The organism is Streptomyces sp. NPDC041205, assembly GCF_055591765.1.
The window spans coordinates 1216719-1238039 of record NZ_JBVIZH010000003.1 but is presented as its reverse complement, the minus strand read 5'-3'; the positions used below and the strand labels follow the sequence as shown (position 1 = coordinate 1238039).

22 protein-coding genes and 1 pseudogene are annotated in these 21321 nt (G+C 71.5%); 14 read left to right on the top strand and 9 right to left on the bottom strand.

Features of this window, described 5'->3' with window-relative positions; genetic code table 11:
* Positions 1-23: 23 nt before the first annotated feature.
* Positions 24-176, bottom strand: coding sequence for a hypothetical protein (locus ACZ6BG_RS19445; RefSeq protein WP_469003021.1), 153 nt, complete (start codon positions 174-176; stop codon positions 24-26).
* Positions 127-645, bottom strand: coding sequence for a dsRBD fold-containing protein (locus tag ACZ6BG_RS19440; RefSeq protein ID WP_469002731.1), 519 nt, complete (start codon positions 643-645; stop codon positions 127-129). The genes ACZ6BG_RS19445 and ACZ6BG_RS19440 overlap by 50 nt, the downstream gene beginning before the upstream one ends.
* A gap of 303 nt (positions 646-948) precedes the next feature.
* On the opposite strand from ACZ6BG_RS19440, the gene ACZ6BG_RS19435 reads away from it, so the two are divergent.
* Positions 949-1824: a universal stress protein gene (locus ACZ6BG_RS19435; RefSeq protein ID WP_469002729.1), complete on the top strand. Its 876-nt coding sequence runs from the start codon at positions 949-951 to the stop codon at positions 1822-1824.
* Positions 1825-1908: 84 nt separating this feature from the next.
* Positions 1909-2217: pseudogene (locus tag ACZ6BG_RS19430) on the top strand (heavy metal translocating P-type ATPase); the annotation flags it as partial.
* Positions 2218-2267: 50 nt separating this feature from the next.
* On the opposite strand, the gene ACZ6BG_RS19425 reads toward ACZ6BG_RS19430, so the two are convergent.
* Positions 2268-3152, bottom strand: coding sequence for a universal stress protein (locus ACZ6BG_RS19425; protein WP_469002726.1), 885 nt, complete (start codon positions 3150-3152; stop codon positions 2268-2270).
* A 181-nt stretch (positions 3153-3333) separates the two neighbouring features.
* Between ACZ6BG_RS19425 and ACZ6BG_RS19420 the strand changes: the two genes are divergently transcribed.
* The 4 genes from ACZ6BG_RS19420 to ACZ6BG_RS19405 all read left to right on the top strand — a co-directional run bounded on the left by ACZ6BG_RS19420 (position 3334) and on the right by ACZ6BG_RS19405 (position 7253).
* Positions 3334-3891, top strand: a complete 558-nt coding sequence (locus tag ACZ6BG_RS19420; RefSeq protein WP_469002723.1) for a hydrogenase maturation protease — start codon at positions 3334-3336, stop codon at positions 3889-3891.
* Positions 3888-6299 carry a carbamoyltransferase HypF gene (locus tag ACZ6BG_RS19415; protein ID WP_469002721.1) on the top strand — a complete coding sequence of 804 codons (2412 nt, stop codon included), beginning with the start codon at positions 3888-3890 and terminating at the stop codon, positions 6297-6299. The genes ACZ6BG_RS19420 and ACZ6BG_RS19415 overlap by 4 nt, the downstream gene beginning before the upstream one ends.
* Before the next feature lie 5 nt (positions 6300-6304).
* Positions 6305-6580 (top strand): HypC/HybG/HupF family hydrogenase formation chaperone, encoded by a 276-nt coding sequence (locus tag ACZ6BG_RS19410; RefSeq protein WP_469003019.1) that lies wholly within the window; start codon positions 6305-6307, stop codon positions 6578-6580.
* Positions 6581-6725: 145 nt separating this feature from the next.
* Positions 6726-7253, top strand: coding sequence for a universal stress protein (locus ACZ6BG_RS19405; protein ID WP_469002719.1), 528 nt, complete (start codon positions 6726-6728; stop codon positions 7251-7253).
* A gap of 461 nt (positions 7254-7714) precedes the next feature.
* On the opposite strand, the gene ACZ6BG_RS19400 is transcribed toward ACZ6BG_RS19405, so the two are convergent.
* The 6 genes from ACZ6BG_RS19400 to acsA form a co-directional block, all read right to left on the bottom strand.
* Positions 7715-7912 carry a hypothetical protein gene (locus ACZ6BG_RS19400; protein WP_469002716.1) on the bottom strand — a complete coding sequence of 66 codons (198 nt, stop codon included), beginning with the start codon at positions 7910-7912 and terminating at the stop codon, positions 7715-7717.
* Positions 7913-8093: 181 nt separating this feature from the next.
* On the bottom strand, positions 8094-8348 hold the full coding sequence (locus ACZ6BG_RS19395) for an acyl carrier protein (RefSeq protein ID WP_469002713.1): 255 nt from the start codon (positions 8346-8348) through the stop codon (positions 8094-8096).
* A 5-nt stretch (positions 8349-8353) separates the two neighbouring features.
* Entirely contained in the window at positions 8354-9922 is a 1569-nt protein-coding gene (locus ACZ6BG_RS19390; RefSeq protein ID WP_469002711.1) for a dihydrolipoamide acetyltransferase family protein, read from the bottom strand.
* Position 9923: 1 nt separating this feature from the next.
* Entirely contained in the window at positions 9924-10940 is a 1017-nt protein-coding gene (locus ACZ6BG_RS19385; protein WP_469002709.1) for an alpha-ketoacid dehydrogenase subunit beta, read from the bottom strand.
* A gap of 2 nt (positions 10941-10942) precedes the next feature.
* The gene (gene pdhA / locus ACZ6BG_RS19380) at positions 10943-11878 is read right to left on the bottom strand and encodes a pyruvate dehydrogenase (acetyl-transferring) E1 component subunit alpha (RefSeq protein ID WP_469003017.1); all 936 of its coding nucleotides are present in this window, start codon (positions 11876-11878) and stop codon (positions 10943-10945) included.
* A gap of 119 nt (positions 11879-11997) precedes the next feature.
* Positions 11998-13827, bottom strand: coding sequence for an acetate--CoA ligase (gene acsA, locus ACZ6BG_RS19375; protein WP_469002707.1), 1830 nt, complete (start codon positions 13825-13827; stop codon positions 11998-12000).
* Between the two features lie 318 nt (positions 13828-14145).
* Between acsA and ACZ6BG_RS19370 the strand changes: the two genes are divergently transcribed.
* The 8 genes from ACZ6BG_RS19370 (at position 14146) to ACZ6BG_RS19335 (ending at position 21226) form a co-directional block, all read left to right on the top strand.
* Positions 14146-15048, top strand: coding sequence for a universal stress protein (locus tag ACZ6BG_RS19370; RefSeq protein ID WP_469002705.1), 903 nt, complete (start codon positions 14146-14148; stop codon positions 15046-15048).
* Between the two features lie 105 nt (positions 15049-15153).
* A complete protein-coding gene (locus ACZ6BG_RS19365) occupies positions 15154-15825 on the top strand; it encodes a universal stress protein (protein ID WP_469002703.1) in 672 nt (223 codons plus the stop codon).
* 393 nt (positions 15826-16218) lie between these two features.
* Positions 16219-16491 carry a DUF1876 domain-containing protein gene (locus tag ACZ6BG_RS19360; protein ID WP_469002701.1) on the top strand — a complete coding sequence of 91 codons (273 nt, stop codon included), beginning with the start codon at positions 16219-16221 and terminating at the stop codon, positions 16489-16491.
* Positions 16492-16653: 162 nt separating this feature from the next.
* Positions 16654-17874 (top strand): 4Fe-4S dicluster domain-containing protein, encoded by a 1221-nt coding sequence (locus tag ACZ6BG_RS19355; protein WP_469002699.1) that lies wholly within the window; start codon positions 16654-16656, stop codon positions 17872-17874.
* Complete coding sequence (locus tag ACZ6BG_RS19350; RefSeq protein ID WP_469002697.1) at positions 17871-18329, top strand: Crp/Fnr family transcriptional regulator; 459 nt, start codon at positions 17871-17873, stop codon at positions 18327-18329. The genes ACZ6BG_RS19355 and ACZ6BG_RS19350 overlap by 4 nt, the downstream gene beginning before the upstream one ends.
* Positions 18326-19144: an FAD/NAD(P)-binding protein gene (locus ACZ6BG_RS19345; protein WP_469002695.1), complete on the top strand. Its 819-nt coding sequence runs from the start codon at positions 18326-18328 to the stop codon at positions 19142-19144. Before ACZ6BG_RS19350 ends, ACZ6BG_RS19345 begins: the two co-directional genes overlap by 4 nt.
* A 1-nt stretch (position 19145) precedes the next feature.
* Positions 19146-19901, top strand: coding sequence for an NADH-quinone oxidoreductase subunit B family protein (locus tag ACZ6BG_RS19340; protein WP_469002692.1), 756 nt, complete (start codon positions 19146-19148; stop codon positions 19899-19901).
* Positions 19898-21226, top strand: coding sequence for a Ni/Fe hydrogenase subunit alpha (locus ACZ6BG_RS19335; RefSeq protein ID WP_469002690.1), 1329 nt, complete (start codon positions 19898-19900; stop codon positions 21224-21226). Before ACZ6BG_RS19340 ends, ACZ6BG_RS19335 begins: the two co-directional genes overlap by 4 nt.
* Positions 21227-21321 lie beyond the last annotated feature (95 nt).

The following is a 21321-nucleotide window of genomic DNA, read 5'->3' as shown; positions in this document are numbered from 1 at the left end:
CCCTGCAGGTCCGTCGCTCACGGTCACTGGAACGCGGCAAGCACCTCCTTCTCCGTGGCGGAATGGGAGACCAGGAGGAGTTCCCCTCCCGGCCGGAGCCGCAACTCGGGGGACGGCGCGGCGGGTTCACCGTCGCGGATGACGGCTGCGACGACGGTGCCGGGCGGGACCGGCAGGTCGACGAGGGCGCGGCAGACGGCCCGGGACCGCGGGCCGATGGTGGTCTCGACGACGTTGACGCCCCGCCTTGCTCAGGCGCAGCAGGGCGACGGTGTCGCTGGTGCTGGTGGCCTCCTCGATGAGAGAGATGAGCGGCGTGGCTGCGGGCACGGCGGCGTCGACGCCCCAGCGCTGGTCGAACAGCCAGGTGTTGTCGGTGTCACTGGCCAGGGCGGCCACCCGGGGCGCGGCGAACTCGCGTTTGGCGAGCAGGCAGATGACGAGGTTGTCCTCGTCCTCTCCGGTGGTCGCGATGACGAGGTCGGCGGCATCCACCAGCTGCCGACCGAGGTCGCGCGTGGCCCTGCTCGCCGCCGGTTCGTCACCGATCTCCGGCACGCCCGCGTCCGCCGGGTTGCGGTGCGCGATCCCATGGCCGGTGAGCGCCCTCGCTCCGGCATCCAGCACCACACGTGCTTTCGTCATTGCCTCGTCCTTGAAGAGGTAGAGGCGAACCTTCCACTCCACGGGATGGGGCATCGCTTCCTGCTCACTCCGGCACGGACCGATGTGATCCGGAGATGGTCCGCTCCGGGCTCCGCACCCGCACGGCCGGGCGTTGGGGTCCCCATGCGCCGCAGAAGGACTTGGGGGTACTCCTCAAATGAGAAGCACCCGTGGTCCGCGACATCTCAGATGCTCACCATCGAGTAACGGGGACGGCAGCGATCTGGGCCGACAGACTCGCTCACCGTCGTTCCAGCTTCCTACGAGACGGAGGCAGCCGCCATGGCGCCAGTCATCACCGTGGGCCTCGACGGCTCACCCGAGAGCATCGCCGCCGCCCGCTGGGCCGCCGACGAAGCCGAGCGGCGGAGCCGCACGCTGCGGCTGCTGCACGCGTGGCCCCTGCTGGTGCCGGAACCGGCCCGCACCCCCGCGGAAATCGATCAGAACTACTGGGCGGAGCGGCTCGTGCGCAACGCGCGGGCGGAGCTCCAAGCGCGTCACCCGGGCCTCTCCATTGCCGACGACCTCGTCGCCGACGACGCCCAGCACGCACTGCTGCGAGCGGCATCGGAGTCCGAGTTGACCGTGCTGGGGTCGCGCGGTCTTGAGCCCGTCCAAAGCTACTTCCTGGGCGACGTCAGCATGCCCGTCGTAGCGCGGGCCGAGCGGCCAGTGGTTCTGGTACGCGCCGAAACACGCGAGGCAGAGCCACCGCCCGCTCCGGGTATTGGCCGTGACGTCGTCGTGGCGCTGAAACTGCGTGGTCCATGCGACGACTTGCTCGAATTCGCCTTCGGCGCCGCCGCGGCACGTGGCACGCGCCTACGCCCCGTCCATGGCCAAAGCCTGCCCGTCCACGCATACGTTCCCTGGGGCGTGGACCACGACGTCACCGAAGAAATCACGCGGGACGCCCAGCAGCGCCTGCGCCAGACCCTCCGCCCCTGGCACGAGAAGTTCCCCCGCGTGGAGGTAGCCGACAGCATCGGTCTCGAAAGCCCCGCCAAGGCCGTCGTACGGGCTGCCGCGGGCGCCGGGCTGCTGGTGGTCGGCCGACGCAAGCACCGCCCCGCCTTGGCGCCACGCCTGGGCCCTGTGGCCGCCGCCGCCATCCACCACGCGCGCTGCCCTGTCGCCGTCATCCCCCATGACTGAGCGGAGCCCGACGTGACCGTGGGCTAACGTCGGGCGGTCTTCCGCAGGTGCCGGAAGGCCAGCTCGGCGACGAGCACCGTGGACGCGGTGGGCGAGGCACTCCGACTGCTGGTCGAGCGGTTGTTGCCGTACGAGAACGCCGAAGAGCACCCGCTCTACCTTGCGCTCGCCCCCGCACTCGGCGGCCCCGAGTCGACCGCCATCGTGAGCTGCGCCCACGCGGAGATCGAACAACTCGCCCGGCGCATCGCCGTCCACCTCAGTCTCGCCGAAACCGACGGCCGACTGGACCCGGACCAGGTCGACGACCTGTATGCCTGCCTCTATGGGCCGCACACGGTCCTACGCCTGCACTTCACGCAGGCGGAGGAGATCCGCTTCTCCCTCGCCCCCCTGATGGCTCGTCCGTCCCGACCCCACGGCCAGGCTCGCAGGCCGGGCCGTCACGCAGGCTGCGGCACGATCGCCACCGGGCAGTCCGCGTGGTGCAGCAGGGTGTGGCCCACCCGCCCGAGCTGGAGTCCGAAGTGTCCGTGCCTGCGCTTGGCCCCGACGATCACGAGGTCCGCGGCGGCCGAGCGGTGCAGCAGCACCTTGCGGGCCGCCCCTTCGACCGTGGCACGGCGCACCCATACGGCCGGATGGTCCGCCACCGCGTCATGGAGGACGGCTTCGAGCAGGGCCCTCGCCTGCTCCTCGTAGTAACGCGCGGGTTCCTCCGCCAGCAGGGGATCGTCGGCAGCGGCGTGCGCGGGGCAGCGCCAGGCGCGTACGGCGTCGAGCGTGCACTTGCGTGCCTCGGCCTCTCGGAAGGCGAACCGCACCGCTTCCGCACCTGCGGAAGGGTCGCCCGCGCCGAACAGGATCCGCTCGTGGCCGCTCTCCAGCGCCGCCTTGTCGCCACGGACCACGATCACCGGACACTGGGCGCGGGCCGCCACGGCCAGACCGACCGAGCCGAGGAGAAGGCCCTTCAGCTCGCCACGGCCACGTGTCCCCGTCACCAGGGCCGAGGCACTGCGGCCTTCGCGCAGCAACGCGGACACCGGCTCCTCGCCCACCACATCGGCGGAGACCTTCACGCCGGGGTTGCGCCGTCGGGCACGTTCCGAGGCGGATCCGACGATGTTCTCCGCGATCACCTGGTCGGAGGGGCGATCCAGACTGCCCGGCAGTGCGACGCCTTCATAGCGCTCCCAGAGGGACGCGTACACCAGGCGCAGCGACAGACCGTGCCGGGCCGCTTCGTCCACCGCCCAGTCGATCGCCAGGAGGCTCGAGTCCGATCCGTCCACGCCCACGGTCAAGGGCAGTTCCATCGTCCCCATCGCCTTTCGTCCCTTTGCGGAGATCACGCAGCGAGGTGGGTTCCGCGGTCATTGTCGCACCACCGGCCGAGCGCGAGGAGGGGCGGTTCGGCCCTTGTCGGGGACGTTCGGCCCATGCCGTCCCTGCCCCGGAAGGCAGAGGATGATCACACGTCACTGAAGGAAGGCAGGGAGCGGGAAGATGGCAGTCGCCCCGCGGATCGTGGTCCTCGGTGTCGGGAACGAGTTCCGGCACGACGACGGGGTGGGGTGGGCCGTGATCGAGCGGCTCAAGAAACGCGCGATCAGCCGTCCTGCCCCGGCCTCTCAGCTCTGTTCAGGCGGGGGACACCCCATTCCGCCCGGCACCGTCCTGGAGACGTGCGACGGCGATCCGGGCCGACTGCTCGGTCTGTGGGAGAACGCCGAGTTCGCCGTGGTGATCGATGCCGCGCACGCCCACCCTCCGCACCCCGGTCGCGTCCACCGGCTGACGCTCGGTGGCACGCAGTTGGAGCAGGCGGGAGCAACGAGTTCGCACGGTCTGGGGCTTGGGGAAGCCATCGAACTGTCCCGTGTTCTCGGGCGGTTGCCGGGCTGTCTCGTGGTGTACGCCGTCGAGGGCGCCGACGGGACGCTGGGCACCGGTCTGTCGGATCCGGTCGCGGCGCAGGTGGACGCCTTGGCGCACAGGGTGGAGAAGGACATCGCGCGGCACCTCGGCGCCACCGCGCGCGATCCCGGCGAGGGCAGGTCATGAGCGAGCGGATCACCCAGCGCATCGAGGTCTTCGGCCGCGTCCAGGGCGTCGGCTTCCGGCCGTACGTGCACAGGACGGCGACCACCCTCAGCCTCGACGGGTGGGTGCGCAACGTCAACGGCCACGTGGAACTCACCGCGTCCGGCCGCCCCGCTGCCCTGCACGACCTCGTCGCGAGGATCCGCGATCAGGCACCGCCGCTGGCCGCCGTCCGACGCGTGCAGGTGGCGGACGTGCCGGGCGGGGACACCCCCGCCCGCAGCGGCTTCACGGTGCGGGCGAGCCACACCGACGCATCCGCGGCACAGCGCGAGATCCCACCCGACGCGGCCACCTGCGAAGCCTGCCTGCGCGAGCTGTTCGACCCCGCCGACCGCCGATACCGCTACCCGTTCATCAACTGCACCGACTGCGGGCCACGGGCCACGGTGATCGAGGACCTGCCGTACGACCGCGAGCGCACCACCATGCGCGGCTTCCCGTTGTGCCCCGCGTGCGCGGCCGAGTACACGGACCCGGCCGACCGGCGTTTCCATGCCGAGCCCCTGGCGTGTCCCGTCTGCGGGCCCAGACTCTCCTGGGGCTCTCTGACCGGCGAAGAGGCCCTGCACGCCACAGTGCGGACCGTCGCGGGCGGCGGCGTCGTCGCGGTGAAGGGGCTCGGCGGCTACCAATTGGTGTGCGACGCCACCGATCCGGCGGCGGTGGCGGAGCTGCGGCGCCGCAAGCGCAGGCCCGCGAAGCCGTTCGCCGTCATGGTTCCCGACCTCGCGGCCGCGCGGCGCCTGGCGCACGTCGGCCGCACGGAGCACGACGTGCTGATCTCGCCGCAGCGGCCCGTGGTGCTGCTCTCCGCACGCCGGCCGCGCCGTGTCGGGGGACACCCGCCGATCCCACCGGAAGCGCGCGTCGGCGGAGCCGGCCGCTCCGTCGAGCGGATCGCCCCGGAAGCGCCCCCCGGCGCCCTCCCCCGAGCTCTCCACCGCGTTCCAGCAGAACAGACCCCGACGATCGGCCTCTTCCTCCCCACCACCGGTCTGCACCACCTCCTCCTGCGCGAGCTGGACCGGCCGCTCGTCGTCACCAGCGGCAATCTCGCCGACGAGCCCATCGCCACGGACGACGCCGAGGCGTTGCGGACACTCGGGCCGGTCGCGGACGGCTTCCTGACCCACGACCGGCCGATCCACGCCCGCTACGACGACTCCGTCGTCCAGACCGCCCGCCGCAGCGTGCTCACGCTCCGCCGGGCCCGCGGCTACGCCCCCGAGCCTCTCCCACTCCCGCTCTGCGCCGATCTCCCTCTGGTGGGGGCCGGGGCCCAGCTGAAGCACACCTTCACACTGGCCGAGCACGGCAGGGCCCATCTCGGTTCGCACACCGGAGACTTGGCGGACGCAGCGACGTACGACGCCTTCCAGGCCTCCTACGCGGATCTCACCCGCCTCACCGGGATCACCCCGCGCGCGGTCGCCCACGATCTGCACCCCGGCTACCTGTCCACGCAATGGGCGCACGCCAAGACCGTCGAGCACCGGATCCCCGTGCAACATCATCACGCGCACGTCGCGGCGGTCGCGGCCGAGCACGGTCTTGACCGGCCCTTCGTCGGCGTCGCCTACGACGGTCTCGGTCTCGGTGACGACGGCACGTTGTGGGGCGGCGAGATCCTGGTCGCCGACCTGACCGGCTACCGCCGCGTGGGGCGCTTCGGCCACGCACCGCTGCCCGGCGGAGAGGCAGCCGTGCGTCACCCCGCCCGGATGGCACTGGGCTATCTGTACGGGGCGGAGCCGCTGGGCGTGCCCCGGACCGCACCGCGGCTCATCCGGCCGTTCACGGACCGGCTGGACGGACACGAGGTGCGCGCGATCCGCGCCATGGTGGAGCGCGGGGTGAACTCCCCTCAGGCTTCGAGCGCGGGGCGGCTGTTCGACGCCGCGGCAAGTCTGCTCGGCCTGGGGGACACAGTGTCGTACGAAGGGCAGGCCGCCGTCGCCCTGGAGAACGCCGCGGGCACCCTCCGCGCGAGCGCGCTGCCCTGGCGGCTGGCCCGGGCCGACGGACTGTGGGTGTACGACCCCTCCCCCACTCTCACCGCGATCCTTGAAGGACTCGCCGCCGGCGTCGAAGTGTCCCGCCTCGCCGCCGCGTTCCACACCAGCGTCGCCGAGGTCACCGCCGCGCTCGTCGAGCGTGCCGTCGCCGTCGGCGCCCCACGCACCGTGTGCCTGGGCGGCGGCTGCTTCCAGAACCGACGGCTGCTGGCCGACGTGGGCCGCCTGCTGCGCGCTCAGGGGCTACGGGTCCTGACCGGCGGTGCGGTCCCCGTGAACGACGGTGGCATCAGCTACGGGCAGGCCGCCGTGGCGTCCGCTCTCCTCGCACGGCAGACCACGAAGGGATGATCGCGATGTGCCTGGGCATCCCCGGACGGATCCTCGACGTCCACGACAACGTCGGCGTGCGGATGGGCACGGTCGACTTCGGCGGCGTACGACGCGAGGTGTGCCTCGCCTACACCCCGGATGCGGACATCGGCACGTACGTCATCGTCCACGTCGGCTTCGCCATCGCCAAGGTCGACGAGGCCGAGGCCGAGCGCACCCTCGACGTGCTGCGCTCCATGGCCGACGCGGTCGCGAGCGAGCTGGGAGAGCCCCTTCCCGACCGCTTTGCGGGCTCCTGAGCGGCCGAACAGGCGTGGGGCGGCCCGGTGTCCCATCCCTCCGCCGGGAAAGGACCGTTCGGCACCCACCGAAGCCTCTCGGCCTCTCCCCGGGACCTGCCGCGCCGGGCCACAGTGGAACAAGGGGACGTCCAGGGAGGAAGCCATGACGGAACTCGTTGCCAACTGCGGCATCGTGGTCGGCGTGGACGGCTCCGAGGCGTCCATGGCCGCATTGCGCTGGGCCGCGCGACAGGCTCGGGCTCTGCGCGCCGAGGTCGTCGCGGTGCACGCCTGGGAGCCACGTGCGTACGGGATCGCTCCCTACGCACCCGTATCGGCGCTTCCGACGGTCGCGGAGGAGCGTGACCAGGCCGCTCAACTGCTTGCCTCGACGGTACGGGCGGTCTTCGGCCCGCGGATCGACGGTTGCGTACGCGCCGTCCTGGCCGAGGGGCCACCCGCACGGGTGCTCCTGGAACACACGCGAGGGGCCCTCATGCTCGCCCTGGGACGCAAGACCCACGGCGGGTACGAGCGGCCCCCGATCGGCTCCGTCGGCCGCGAGTGCCTGCGTCACGCGTCGATCCCCGTGGTCGCCGTACCCGAAACCGACCGGCCCGCGTCGCCGCTCAGGGCCGTGGAGACGTCTCTCCCCGCCCGAAGGGAACACGCCGTCAAGGTGATGTCATGATCGTCTTGGTGGGATGCGCGACCGCGCACGGTTCCACTCGCGAGATCGCGGAGCGGCCGGCCGTGAAGCTGAGCGAGGCCGGGCTGAAGGCCGAGCGAGGAGCATAGAGACGGCATAGGGACGAGAGTCTGCCGGGTGGCCTCTCGGCCGCAGGGGCACCATCGATCACGTTATGGGATCAGGTGGCGGTCGATGGCGACGGTCGGATCGAGCACCTGACGGGCCTCGATCGGGTCGTCACGACGCGATGCCGCTCGGTCCCCCCTGCCGAGGACCACCTGGAGGGGCGCCGCAGCCGCACCGACCGGGCCAACACCTCATCCCCCGCCGGCACCAAGCCGGGGACCAGGTCAGCGTGGTGCCCAGGCGATCGAGCACGGTGTCCTTGCCGTTCCTCCCTGCCGGGCATACGCAAAGCGCTCCTCCCGCACCTTCCCGGCCCGGGTTCGGGCGCGGCCACGTCAGCGGGCGACGGGCCTGCGGAGGTGCGCGGTGGCCGACCGGGGCGGGGCCTGAGTCGGTGGCCTGCGTACGCGACGGCGCAGCAGCCTGACGGCAAGCGCGTCGAGCGACGCGGCGAGGACGAGCGTGACGCCCACGGCCACGACCAGCAGCACGGCGAACATTTCCCAGAACTCAGGCGTCAGAGCCGTACGCACTGTTCTCACTCCCTTCAGGTCGACATCGTTCCCTTCACTGACAGCCAACTCCGAAACGGCGCACGGCGCATGAGCCGACCGGCTCGAACCTCAGGCCTGATGCGGCCCTTGCGCCGACAGTACGGGGCGGCCCCGGCGCACGACATCGCGCCGGGGCCGCCCGGGACTTGACCTGACTCCGCTACCTCGACCGCGTGACCAGAAACTCCACGGTGTCGGCCAGGGTGGTGAGTTGGGGATAGTCATCCTCGTCGATCCGTGTGCCCGTGCGTTCCGAGAGGATCTCCACCAGGCTCAGGAAGTCGATGGAGTCGAGCTCCAGTACGTCACGGAACTTGTCGTCCGGTCCGACGTCGGTGAAGTCGGCGTCCGGGATGATCTGTGTGATGGACTCCTTGACGACGGTGATCGCCTCCGAGCCGTTCAAGGGCTTCATCTGGCTCACAACTCCTCCGGCTTCTGCAGCAGACGGTCGACAACCGTTAGATACCGCGCGCCGACGGCACCGTCGCTTGCGCGGTGGTCGGCGGACAGGGTGGCGGTCACCACCGGGCGTACACCGAGCAGGCCGCCCGTGGCCCAGGGCCGCTCGACGACCGCGCCGAAGCCGACCAGGGCCACCTGGGGCGGGTGGATGACGCCGAACACTGACTCCACGCCCTGGTCGCCCAGGTTGGTGACGGTGAGGGTGGCATCGGACAGCTCGCTGCCGCGCAGGCGGCCCTGACGGGCCCGCCGGACCAGATCCTTCAGCGTGGCCATCAGCTCCTCGGGCTTCAGGGTGTCGGCACCGTGGATCACGGGTGTGAGCAGGCCCCCGTCCCGCAGTGAGACCGCGACGCCGAGGTGCACGCCGGTACCGGGGACGAAGCCGCCGTCCTGCCAGAAGCCGTTGAGCTGTGGTACGTCACGGCCCGCGACGGCAGCCGACTTGAGCAGCAGGGCCGCGGGGACGAGGCGCTCGCCGGGCGACCGGCCGCGGTTGGCCCGGTGGAGCCACTCCATGGCGGTCGCAAGGTCGATGGTGGTCGCCAGGTAGTAGTGCGGGATCTCCCGCTTGGAGCGGCTCATGAGGTCGCCGATCGCCCGGCGCATCGCGGCTGCGCGCTGCGCTTTGCCGTCCTCGTGCGACTTGCCCTCCTCTGGCCTCTCGCCGTCCTCGTGCGGCTTGGCGGCCGCGGGTGGCCTTCGCTTCGGCTGCTCGGGCTCCCGGCCCGGGGGACGCTCCGTCCCCTGTTGCTCGGATTCGCCTCGCACTCGTGCGGCTTCGCTCACGTCCATCGCTCGGACGGCGCCGCTGTCGCCGGAGCCGTGCAGCGCGGACAGGTCGAGGCCCAGTTCACAGGCGAGGCGGCGCGCATAAGGTGTGGCGCGCACCCTCGTTCCGGTCGCAGGGCCCGTGTGCTCGATGTCGGCCCGGGTGATGCGGCCGCCGCGCCCGGTGCCGTGCACGGACGTGAGATCGATGCCCTTCTGCGCGGCGAGGTGCCGGACGAGGGGGCCCGCCCCGACGACGGCTTCCTTCGCCGTGGTCGAGGCCGACGCCTTCGGATGCGGCATCGTGGAGGCGGCACCCACAAGAGCAGGCGTTGGTACCGGCTTCGGCGCCGAGGCAGGGATTGAGGGAACCGGCTCCGGCACGGGGCGCGCCGGCTCCGGGGCCGACTCGGGAAGTTCCGGAACCGACTCGGGAAGTGTCGCGGCAGTCGGCTCCGGGACCGGGACCGGCTCGGGCATCGGCTCGATGTCCGGCCGCGCGACCGCCGCCCCAGCCCCGGTCGCCTCGATCAGTGCCAGCGGCGTGCCCACCGGCACCCGCGTTCCCGGTTCCACCAGGAGCCGCCCCACCGTCCCCGTCTCGAAGCATTCGACCTCGATCGCCGCCTTGTCGGTCTCCACGACCGCCACCGCGTCGCCCTTGCGCACCCGGTCTCCGGGGTGCACGAGCCACTCCTGCAGCAGCCCTTCGTCCATGTCGGCGCCGAGTGAGGGCATGGTGAACTCGGCCATCTCAGCCCACCGCCCGACGTGCCGCAGCGACGATGTCCGCGACCTGAGGCAGCGCTGCCTCCTCCAGCTTGCGGGCGTAGGGGATGGGGACCTCGGCGCTGCACACGCGCTCGACGGGGGCGTCGAGGTCGTAGAAGTTCCGCTCGGCGATGCGGGCGGAGATCTCTGCGGAGAGGCTGCCGCTGCGCCAGGCCTCGTCGATGACGACGGCGCGGTGCGTGCGGGCCACCGAGCCGCAGATCGTCGCTTCGTCGAGCGGGCGCAGGACGCGCAGGTCCACCACCTCCGCGCTGATGCCGCGACCCGCCAGTTCGTCCGCGGCCGCGAGGGCCTTGTGCAGCGAACCGCCGTACGTGATCAGGGAGATGTCGGTGCCGGGCCTGCGCACCACCGCGCGGTTCAAGTCCACGGGACCCGCGTCCACCGGCAGGTCGCCGGAGACGTTGTAGAGGCTGCCGTGCTCGAAGATCAGCACCGGGTCGGGGTCGGCGAGGGCCGGGGCCAGCATGTGCCGGGCGTCCACGAGGGTCGCCGGGGCCAGCACCCTGAGGCCGGGGATGTGCGCGTACCAGCCCTCCAGGCTGTGCGAATGCTGGGCGGCCAGCTGCCGTCCGGCGCCTGTGGTCATCCTGATCACGAGGGGGACGGGCAGTTGTCCGCCCGACATGTGCTGCAGCGTCGCGGCGTTGTTGAGGATCTGGTCGAGGGCCAGCAGGCTGAAGTTGACCGTCATGATCTCGACGATCGGCCGCATGCCCGCCAGGGCCGCGCCGATCCCGGCGCCGACAAACGCGGACTCCGAGAGCGGGGTGTCTCGGATGCGTTCGGGGCCGAACTCCTCCAGCAGGCCGAGGCTGACGCCGAAGCAGCCTCCGTAGCGGCCGATGTCCTCTCCCATCAGGAAGACGCGGTCGTCGGCGCGCAGTGCGTCCCGCAGGGCCTCGCGGAGGGCTTCGCGGTACGTCTTCTTGTGCTCGGCGGGATCGCCGGTCCCGGTCGCGTGCTCAGTGACAGTCATGGTCAACTCGCCTCCCCCGCAGGGCTGGTGACGAACCTCAGCAGGTCCTCGGCCGGTTCCTCCGGCGCCTGTTCCGCCGCCTCGACGGCTGCGCCCACCTCGGCGGCCACCCGGCTCTCCAGACGGGCGAGCCCCTTGTCGGTCAATCCGCCGCTCTCCCGCAGCTGTCCGGCGAGCAGTTCGATCGGGTCACGTTCCCTCCAGTGCCCGATCTCGGCCTTGTCGCGGTAGCGGTCGGGGTCGTACATGGAGTGGGCACGGAAGCGGTAGGTGCGCACGTCGAGGAAGTGCGGTCCGGTTCCGGTGCGGATGCCCTCGGTGGCGCGCCGGGCGGCGTCCTCGACGGCGAGCACGTCCATCCCGTCGACGGCCCAGGAGACCATTCCGTACGAAGAGGCCCGCATCGCCAGGTCGGTCTGGGCCTGGGCCCGTGCGAGGGCGGTGCCCATGGCGTACTGGTTGTTCTCGCAGACCAGCAGCAGCGGCAGGCCCCACAGCGCGGCCAGGTTGGCCGTCTCGTGGAACTCGCCCTCGGCGAAGGCGCCGTCACCGAAGAAGCAGCAGGTGACGCGGTCCCGGCCGTTCATGCGGTCGGCGAGCGCGAGTCCGGCAGCGAGCGGCAGACCGCCGCCGACGATGGCATTGCCGCCATAGAAGCGGCGGCTCACGTCGAAGAGGTGCATGGAGCCGCCGCGGCCGCGGCTGCAGCCGGTGGTCTTGCCGAACATCTCGGCCATGACGGCGTCGGCGGGGATGCCACGGGCGAGTGCGTGGCCGTGTTCGCGGTACGTCGAGACGACCGCGTCGTCCTCGGTGAGTGCCTCATTGACGCCGACGGCGACGGCCTCCTCCCCGATGTACAGGTGGACGAAGCCACGGATCTGCGCGGCGCTGTACAGCTCCACGCAGCGTTCCTCGAAGCGGCGGATGCGGAGCATCGACTGGAGCAGGTCCAGCCGGTGTGCGGCCTTCTGCGTCCGCTGTGCGGTCTTGGGCTGCTTCGGCTGTGCTGATTTCGGCGCGGCGTTGCGGGGGCCACGCGGGGTGCGGGCGGCGCTCATGCCGACTCCTCCTTCTTCTTTCCCTCCGGCACCGAGAGGTCGCCCTCCAGCGTGGAGGTGTCCCCCTCGGGCAGCCCAAGTTCACGGTCCCGCAGGAGCCGGCGCATGACCTTGCCGCTGCGCGTGTGCGGCAGATGCTGGTCGAACGCGATCTCGCGCGGTGCGACGGCGGGGCCGAGCCTGCGCCGGGCGAAGGCGAGCAGTTCCCGACGTGTCGCGCCGGTCGCCTCGAAGCCGGGCCGGAGCGACACGAACGCCTTGATGATGTTCCCGGCGACGGGGTCCGGGCGTCCGATCACTCCGGCCTCGGCGACCGCGGGGTGTTCCATCAGGGCGCTCTCGACCTCGAAGGGCCCGACGAGGTGTCCGGCGGACTTGATGACGTCGTCGGTGCGGCCCACGAACCAGTACCAGCCGTCGGCGTCCTTCCGCACCAGATCACCGGTCAGGTACCAGCCTCCGGCGAACGCGGCGGAGGACTGATCCTCGGCATGCAGATAGCCGTGGAACATGGACGGCCAGCCGGGCCGCAGCGCCAACTCGCCTTCCACGCCCGGCCGCTGCAGAACACGCACGCGTCCGTCGACACCCTGGGCCCGCCCGTCCGCACCGCGCTCCAGGACCGCCGCCTCCACACCTGGCAAGGGGCGCCCCATCGAGCCTGGACGGATCTCGCACCCGGCGAAGTTGGCGATCATGATGGCGCCGGTCTCGGTCTGCCACCAATTGTCGTGCACCGGCAGCCCCAGCACGTCCCGGCCCCACACCACGGCCTCGGGGTTGAGCGGTTCGCCGACCGAGGCGATGAAGCGCAGGGCGCGCAGGTCGAAGGAGTCGGGCAGGTCGTGCGGGCCCTGCCGAGGCGTCGTGCGCATCAGCATGCGCAGCGCGGTGGGCGCGGTGTACCACACGGTCACCCGCTGTCCGGCGAGGATGCGGTACCAGCGGCGGGCGTCGAAGTCGCCCTCGTCGACCACGACGGTCAGCCCGTGCACGAGCGGTGCGATGATCCCGTACGACATCCCGGTGACCCAGCCGGGATCGGCCGTGCACCAGTACACGTCGTCCGGGTGCAGATCGAGGGCGAACGAAGCGGTCGCGTAGTGGGCGACGACCGCCTCGTGCACATGGATGGCGCCCTTCGGGGTGCCGGTGGTACCGCTGGTGAAATGGAGCAGGGCCATGTCGGCGGGGGATGTCGGTGGGATGGCGAAGGTCTCGGAGGCATCGGCCATCAGCGCGTCGTACGAGACCGTGCCGGGCAGTTCGTCCGCGCCCTCGCCGACGATCAGTACGTGCTCCAGCTCGGGGAGCAGCGCACGGCGATCGGCGACCTTCTTCCGGTAGAGCGCCGCGGTGGTGACCAGTGCCCGCGCGTCGCTGATCCGCAGCCGCTGCTCCACGGGGTCGGGGCCGAAAGCGGAGAACAGCGGGCACAGCACGCTGGTGTTCTTCAGCGTGCCGAGGACCACGGTATACAGCTCCGGGCACCGTCCCAGCAGGGTGACGACCCGGTCCCCCCGGCCGACACCGAGGACGTTCAGGACGTTCGCGAACCGCGCGGAGGAGCGGGCCAGTTGGCTGTACGTCACCGTGGTCACGGAGTCGTCGCGGCCGACGCAGCGCAGCGCCACCGCCGTACCGTGGTCGGATTCGGCGTGCCGGTCCACGGCTTCGTACGCGATGTTCAGTCCGCGTCCGCCGGGCAGCCCGTGGAGCTGGGTGCGCGCGCCCGCCCAGGAGAAGGCGGAACATGCCTTCTCGTAGTCGTCCAGATTGGGCGGGACGCTTGGCGAGGTGTCCTTGTGGATCGTCTCCCAGGGCATAGCAGCCCCCTTCCCGTTGGCCTACTTCGACCATCCGCCGAGGCCGTACGGCACGCACCGGGCCGAAGGGCCCCCTCACAGCGCCGGGCGGCTCCCGTCTGCTGCGCTCGGCGCACCCAGACGACGGGCATGCTGGGGGTAGGACCGCGGGTACGGCCCGGACAGCCGCCCCGCGAGCCGAGACTGCCCGGCTGAGCGTCGGACCTGGTCCGTCCGGACCACGGCAAGGGACCGGCGGCCCCTCCGCCCAACGGCGTCGGCGCACCACGATGAGAGCGAGCCCATCGTGGGCTGCGAAGGCGCTGGAGGTGCCACGTCATGGTTCGACCGGTTGTCGCCGGGGTCGATGGATCCCCCGAGAGTCTGGCCGCCGCCGCGTGGGCGGCCCACGAGGCACTGCGCCGTACGTTGCCACTGCACCTGGTGCACGCGACCAACTGGAGCCCGCGTCCCTCGGCCTCGGATCCCGCGAACGTGGTCCGGCGCCAGATGGGGCGCGGCATCCTGCGCAAGGCCGAGGTCCACATCGTGCGGACGTGCCCTGAAGTCCGCCTCACCGACGAGCAGGTCGAGGGACCGGCGACCGCCGCCCTCTTGAAGGCCGCGGACCGGGCCGAGCTGATGGTCCTGGGCTCCCGCGGACTGAGCGGGCTCACCGGGTTCCTGGTCAGCTCGGTGGCCCAGGGTGTCGTGGCGCGGGCGACCCGGCCGGTGGTCCTGGTCCAGGCGGGAGAGGAACCTGAGGGCGAACAGCGACTGGACCAGGACGGCCGCCCGTCGGTGCACGCCATGTGCCAAGACGTCGTTCTCGGTCTCGATCTGAACGACCCGAGCGACGAGGTGATCGGGTTCGCCTTCGAGGCCGCGCGGGTCCGCGGCGCGCGACTGCACGTCATTCATGCGTGGAGCGGCCCGTCCCTGATGTCCCTGGGCCCCGGCGAGATCGGCCTGGAGAGCGCCCCCGAGCGCACCGAGGAGTGGCGCGGCTTCCTCGAAGCGGTGCTCCAGACCTGGCGGGAGAAGTTCCCCGGCGTGGACGTGGACACGACGGTCGTCGAAGGCAGGGCGGCCACACCCCTGGTGTACGCCGGTTCCGACGCCGGACTGCTCGTCGTCGGCCGCCGCATGCACGAAGGCGGTGTCGGCCCGCACACCGGTCCGGTCACTCACGCGTTGATCCACCGCGCGCGCTGCCCGGTGGCCGTCGTCGCGCACGACTGAGGCGGCCCCGCGCACTGGTGAAGGAGGTGTCCGTCACGTTGAGGCCCGTCGTCGTCGGTCTGGACGGCTCGCGCGAGGGCGTCGCCGCCGCGGACTGGGCGGCCCGTGAGGCACTGCGCCGCAGGCTGCCGCCGCGTGTCCGTCAACGCCTGGGAGGGACTGTCCGGACGAGGAGGCGTCACTGCCCGAGTCGAAGGTCCCCCAGTACTGGGCGCGCCGTATCCTGCGAGGTGCCCTGGACCGGCTCACCGAACGGTATCCGCAGGTCTGCATCAGCTCTGCATCAGCGCGGAGCGGCTCCGGCAGTCCCCGGCCCGGACTCTCGCGGCCGAGGAGGCGGAGGTGCTGGTCCTCGGCAGTCTGGGATTCGGCGGTCTCGGCGGCTTCTTCGCCGGTTCCGTTGCGATGACCTCCGTGGCCCACGCGCAACGGCCGGTTGTGTTGGTGCGGGCGGGGAACCTCGCGGAGGACGAGCGGTTCCCGGACACCGACGGGCGGCCGTCCGACCGGACTCCGTACCGCGTCGTGGTACTCGCCGTGGACCTGGGCGAGCCGTGCGACGCCGTCGTCCGCTTCGACTTCGAGGCCGCCGTCTCCCGCGACACAGGCCCGCGAGACGAGCTCGCTTCCCGTGGGCCGCTGTCACGCCCGCCGGCCTGGCAAGTGGATACGGGCGGAGGCCCCCGTGAGGGAGCATCTGCTCGCCCGCCACGGGCTTGTCTTCCGACCCTCGCACCACGGGCTCGTGCCGCAGCAAGGGCCGACCGGCCCAATTGAAGGCCCAACCGACCCAATCCTCCACTGCCCGGGACGAGTCGGAGTTCCGAGAAGGACGCCCGGCCGCCCGGCAGGGGCGTCCACGCCCTGTCGTCTCTTCCGTCTCCTGCTGACTGCGGATGGCCTCCGACCTGGCGGCCTGCAACAGCACCTGCCCCCGCGAGACGCTCTGGGCCGCGAGCGAGGAAGGCGCTGCTGCTGCGAGTCGCCCCGCGCCCGCGAGCCCCACCTCATCGTCGGCGACGGTGTTCCCCCTGGACCGGCCGTGCGATCCGGCGCACGCTGGGGATGAGCAAGGTCCGGCACGCCCCAGGTCGACTGGGCGCATCGAAGCAGCGCCCCCACTCCGCACACGTCCGGCCCGTCCACCTCCTCCGCACAGGAGTGATCACGATGGAAACCAAGCAGTGGACCGTGCAGATCTACCTCACCGAGGAGGGCGACGACACGCATGCCCGTGCCGTGCTGACCACCCGGGACACGTCGACGGTCACCGGGCGGGGCATGGCCCGGCGCAACCCGATCGACCGTTCCATCCCGGAGATCGGCGACGAACTCGCCGCCAGCCGCGCCCTGGAGGATCTGGCCGTCCGGCTGCACGACGTCGCCTCCGACGACATCGTGCAGCTGGCCGGCCCTGCGGATCCACCGCCGCCCGGCCGCTGACCATCGCCGCACGACCTCCAGAGGTGCAGCACTGAGCGACTTCCTCGTCACGCCGCACAGGGGCCGAACGACCTCCGCCCAGGACCGGGCGGCCCGTGGCGTCTCACCCTGTCGCGCGTTCACGCTGACATCAACAACCCGCACGGCTTGCGGAGGGTAACGATGACAAGCAGCCCCGCGTCCGCTGTCCTGGACAGGAACGGGCTCGACGCCCTCATCAAGACCCTGGCCTCCCAGGGACGCACAGTCGTCGGCCCGACCGTCCGGGACGGCGCCGTGGTCCTGTCCGAGCTCGCCTCGGCCGACCAGCTGCCCTTCGGCTGGGGCACCCAGGTCGAGGCCGGCCACTACCGTCTCGTGCCCCGGGAGGACGGCGCGGCTTTCGCGCACTCCGCGGGCCCGCAGTCCTGGAAGACGTTCCTGCACCCACAGCGGGAGAAACTGTGGAGCGCCGACCGTACCGCCGACGGCCGGCTGTCCGTCACCGAAGAGCGTGCCGCCCAGCCGTCGTACGCCTTCCTGGGCGTGCGCCCCTGTGACCTGCGTGCCATCGCGATCCAGGACCGGGTCCTGACCGGCGGCCATCCCCAAGCTCTCGGCTCCGCTCGAGCAGGGGAGGCCCCATCCAAGGACACCAGCTATCAGCAAAGGCGTGAGGGAGCGTTCCTGGTAGCTGCCGAGTGCACCGAACCGGGGGCCACCTGCTTCTGCGTCTCCATGGACAGCGGCCCAGCGGCCGACACCGGCTTCGACCTCGCGCTGACCGAGGTCGTGGACAAGGCCGGCCACCGCTTCCTCATACGCGTCGGCAGCGAGGCCGGGGCCGAGGTTCTGTCCCACGTTCCCCACCGCCCGGCCGACACGGAGACGGAGACGGCGGCCCACGGCGCGGTGGACGCCGCCCGGGACCGGATGGGGCGGGCCATGCCCCCCGTGAGCCTGCGCACCCTCATGGGCGAGAGCCTGGAGGCCGAGCGCTGGGACGATGTCGCCGACCGCTGTCTGACCTGCGGCAACTGCACCATGGTCTGCCCCACCTGCTTCTGCACCACGACCGAGGACGTCACCGACCTCACCGGAGACCACGCCGAGCGCTGGCAGCGCTGGGACTCCTGCTTCGACCTCGACTTCTCCCACCTCCACGGCGGCCCGGTGCGCAAGTCGCCACGCAGCCGCTACCGGCAGTGGCTCACCCACAAACTCGGCACCTGGCATGACCAGTTCGACAGCTCCGGATGCGTGGGCTGCGGCCGCTGCATCACCTGGTGCCCGGTCGGCATCGACATCACCGAAGAAGCCACGGCACTGCATGACGAGCTCGCGGCCCGGCTGCAGCAGGACAAGGACGAGAAGCAACTGGAGGGAAGGGAGACGGAGCGATGACTTCTGCCACCACCATGGCCGCGGCCCTCCCTGTCGAGCACCGCGAGCAGCTCATGCGGATCGCCCGAGAGGTGTCCTTCGAGGCGGGCGCCCGGCTGTTCGAGGAGGGGGGGCGAGCCGACCGGTTCTGGATGGTGCGCACCGGTACCGTCGCGCTCGATCTGCACGTGCCCGGCCGTCGAGCCGCCGTCGTCGAGTCGCTCGGACACGGCGAACTGATCGGCTGGTCCTGGCACTTCGCGCCCCATGTGTGGCAGCTGGGCGCCAAGGCCATGAGTCCGGTGCGGGCCTACGAGTTCGACGCGGCGGCGGTGCGGACGATGTGCGCGAACGACCCCGAGCTCGGCCGCGCGGTCGCGGTCTGGGTGGGCCGGGTGCTCGCCCACCGGCTGCAGGCGGCACGCACCCGACTGCTCGATCTGTACGGCCCCTACGGCAGCGGCGACCGACCATGACCAACAGTCCCCTGCCCTACCAGGTGACGCACGTGCGCGGCGAGACGGCCGACACGGTCACCCTCACGCTCGCCCCGGCGGGCCCGGCGACCCTGGCCCCCTTCGCGCCCGGACAGTTCGCCATGGTGTACGCCTTCGGGGTCGGCGAGATCCCGGTCTCGGTGTCCCGCATCAACCACCACGAACTCGTCCACACCATCCGCTCGGTCGGGGCGGTCTCGGCCGCCCTGTGCGGCCTTGTGCCGGGCGCCCAGGTCGGGCTGCGCGGTCCCTTCGGCACCGGCTGGGAGCTCGGCAGAGGAGCCGGGCAGGACCTGCTGGTCATCGCCGGTGGTATCGGTCTGGCCCCGCTGCGCCCGCTGGTGCTTGACGCGCTGACCGCCCCGCGCGCGTACGGGCGGCTGAATCTCCTGGTCGGCGCCCGCACCCCGGACGGTCTCCTCTACGCCGACCAACTGCGCGCCTGGACGGCGGATCACGGCCGACTGCACTGCGCGATCACCGTCGACCGCCCGGCCCCCGCCTGGCGCAGCCACGTCGGCATCGTCACCACCCTGCTGAACGGCGCCCGGTTCCAACCGCAGAACACCACGGCGTACATCTGCGGCCCCGAGGTGATGATCCGCGCGACCGCGCGCGATCTGCTCCACCGCGGGCTTCCCGCGCACCGGATCCGCGTCTCGCTCGAACGCAACATGCGCTGTGCCACCGGGCACTGTGGTCACTGCCAGCTGGGCGGTGTCCTGTTGTGCCGGGACGGCCCGGTGATCGGCTGGGACAGGGCGGAATCCCTCCTCTCTGTAAGGGAGTTGTGAGATGACGCCGAAACTCGCGGTGTTCAAGCTGGCGTCCTGCGACGGCTGCCAGCTCACGCTCCTCGACTGCGAGGACGAACTCCTCGCGCTGGCCGGGCAGGTCGAGATCTCCCACTTCCTGGAGGCGTCGAGTGCTGTCCGGCCCGGGCCGTACGACCTCACGCTCGTCGAAGGGTCCGTCACCACGCCCGCCGACGCGGAGCGGATACGGGAGATCCGCGCGCAGTCCCACGTCCTGGTGACCATCGGCGCCTGCGCCACCGCGGGCGGCATCCAGGCGCTGCGGAACTTCGCGGACGTCGAGGAGTTCCGCCGCACCGTCTACGCCCGCCCCGACTACATCGACACCCTGGCCACCTCCACCCCCGTCTCCGCGCACGTGGACGTCGACTTCGAACTGCGAGGCTGCCCCATCGACCGCGGCCAGCTCCTTGAGCTGATCACGGCCTACCTGGCGGGCCGCAAGCCCGGCATCCCGAATCACAGCGTGTGCTTCCAGTGCAAACGGCGCGGCACGGTCTGCGTGACTGTCGCCCATGGAACCCCTTGCCTCGGCCCGGTCACCCACTCCGGGTGCGGGGCGATCTGCCCGGCGTACGGGCGCGGCTGCTACGGCTGCTTCGGCCCTTCCGGATCGGTGAATCTGCCCGCGCTCATCCCGCTGCTGCATCGCGACGGCATGGACGACCGCGACACCGAACGCTTCCTGCACACCTTCAACGCCAACGCCTTCGCGGAGATCGAGGAGGAGACGTGACCCACCGGGGCTCCCGCATCCTGCACGTCGGCTCGCTCGCCCGCGTGGAGGGCGAGGGCGCCCTGCATCTGCGGGTGGACGGCACGGCCGTGACCGAAGCCAGGCTGCAGATCTACGAACCGCCGCGGTTCTTCGAGGCGTTCCTGCGCGGCCGCGCGTACACCGAGCCGCCGGACATCACCTCCCGGGTGTGCGGGATCTGCCCGGTGGCCTATCAGCTGAGCGCCTGCGCGGCGATCGAGGACGCCTGCGGTGTCACCGTCGAACAGGGCATCCGCGACCTGCGCAGGCTGCTGTACTGCGGCGAGTGGATCGAGAGCCAGGTCCTGCACATCTACCTGCTGCACGCGCCCGACTTCCTGGGCTGCGACGACGCGATCAGCCTCGCCCGCACCCATCGCGCGCATGTGGAGCGGGGCTTGCGCCTCAAGCAGACGGGCAACGCGATCCTCGAACTGCTCGGCGGCCGCGCCATCCACCCGGTCAACGTTCGCCTAGGCGGCTTCCACCGGGCGCCCGCTCCCGCGGACCTCCGCCCACTGGCCGAGCAGTTGAGGCGCGCCCAGGACGACGCCTGGGAGACGGTCCGCTGGGTGGCGGGCTTCGACTTCCCCGACGCCACCGTGGACGCCGACTTCCTGGCGCTCGCCAGCCCGGGAACGTACGCCGTCGAGGGCGGCGAACCCACTGTCCTGCGCGCCGACGGAACGTACGCCGCCTTCTCCGTCCACGACTTCCTGGACCACGTACGCGAGGAGCAGGTGCCGCATTCCACGGCCCTGCACTCCCGGCTCGACGGGCGGCGGCATCTCACCGGCTCGCTGGCGCGGTTCGCGATCAGCGGGCGCCGGCTGTCGCCGACCGCCCGGCAGGCGGCGCGGGAGGCCGGGCTCGGCGGGGAGGTGTGCCGCAATCCGTTCCGGTCGATCCTGGTGCGTGCGGTCGAAACCGTGTACGCGGTCGACGAGGCGCTGCGGATCGTCGAGGCGTACGAGCCGCCACCGCGTCCCTTCGTGGAGGTGCCGCCGATCGCGGGCACCGGCCATGGCGCGACCGAAGCACCGCGCGGCCTCCTCTACCACCGTTACGTCCTGGACGCCGAAGGCACAGTCACCGACGCCCGCCTCGTGCCGCCGACCGCGCAGAACCAAGGCGCGATCGAGGAAGACTTGCGCCGCGTCGCCGAGAGGGCGATCACGGCGCGGGCCGTGGACGACGAGGAGTTGACCCGGCTGTGCGAGCGGGCCATCCGCAACCACGACCCGTGCATCTCCTGCTCCACCCACTTCCTCGACCTCACCGTCGAGCGCACCAGCAACCGCTGAGGAGCCCTCCATGACCGACACGCCGGCATCCACCGATACTCCGGAATGCGAGGACTCCCCGCGCCCCGAGAGCACCTGATGACCCAGACGGTCGT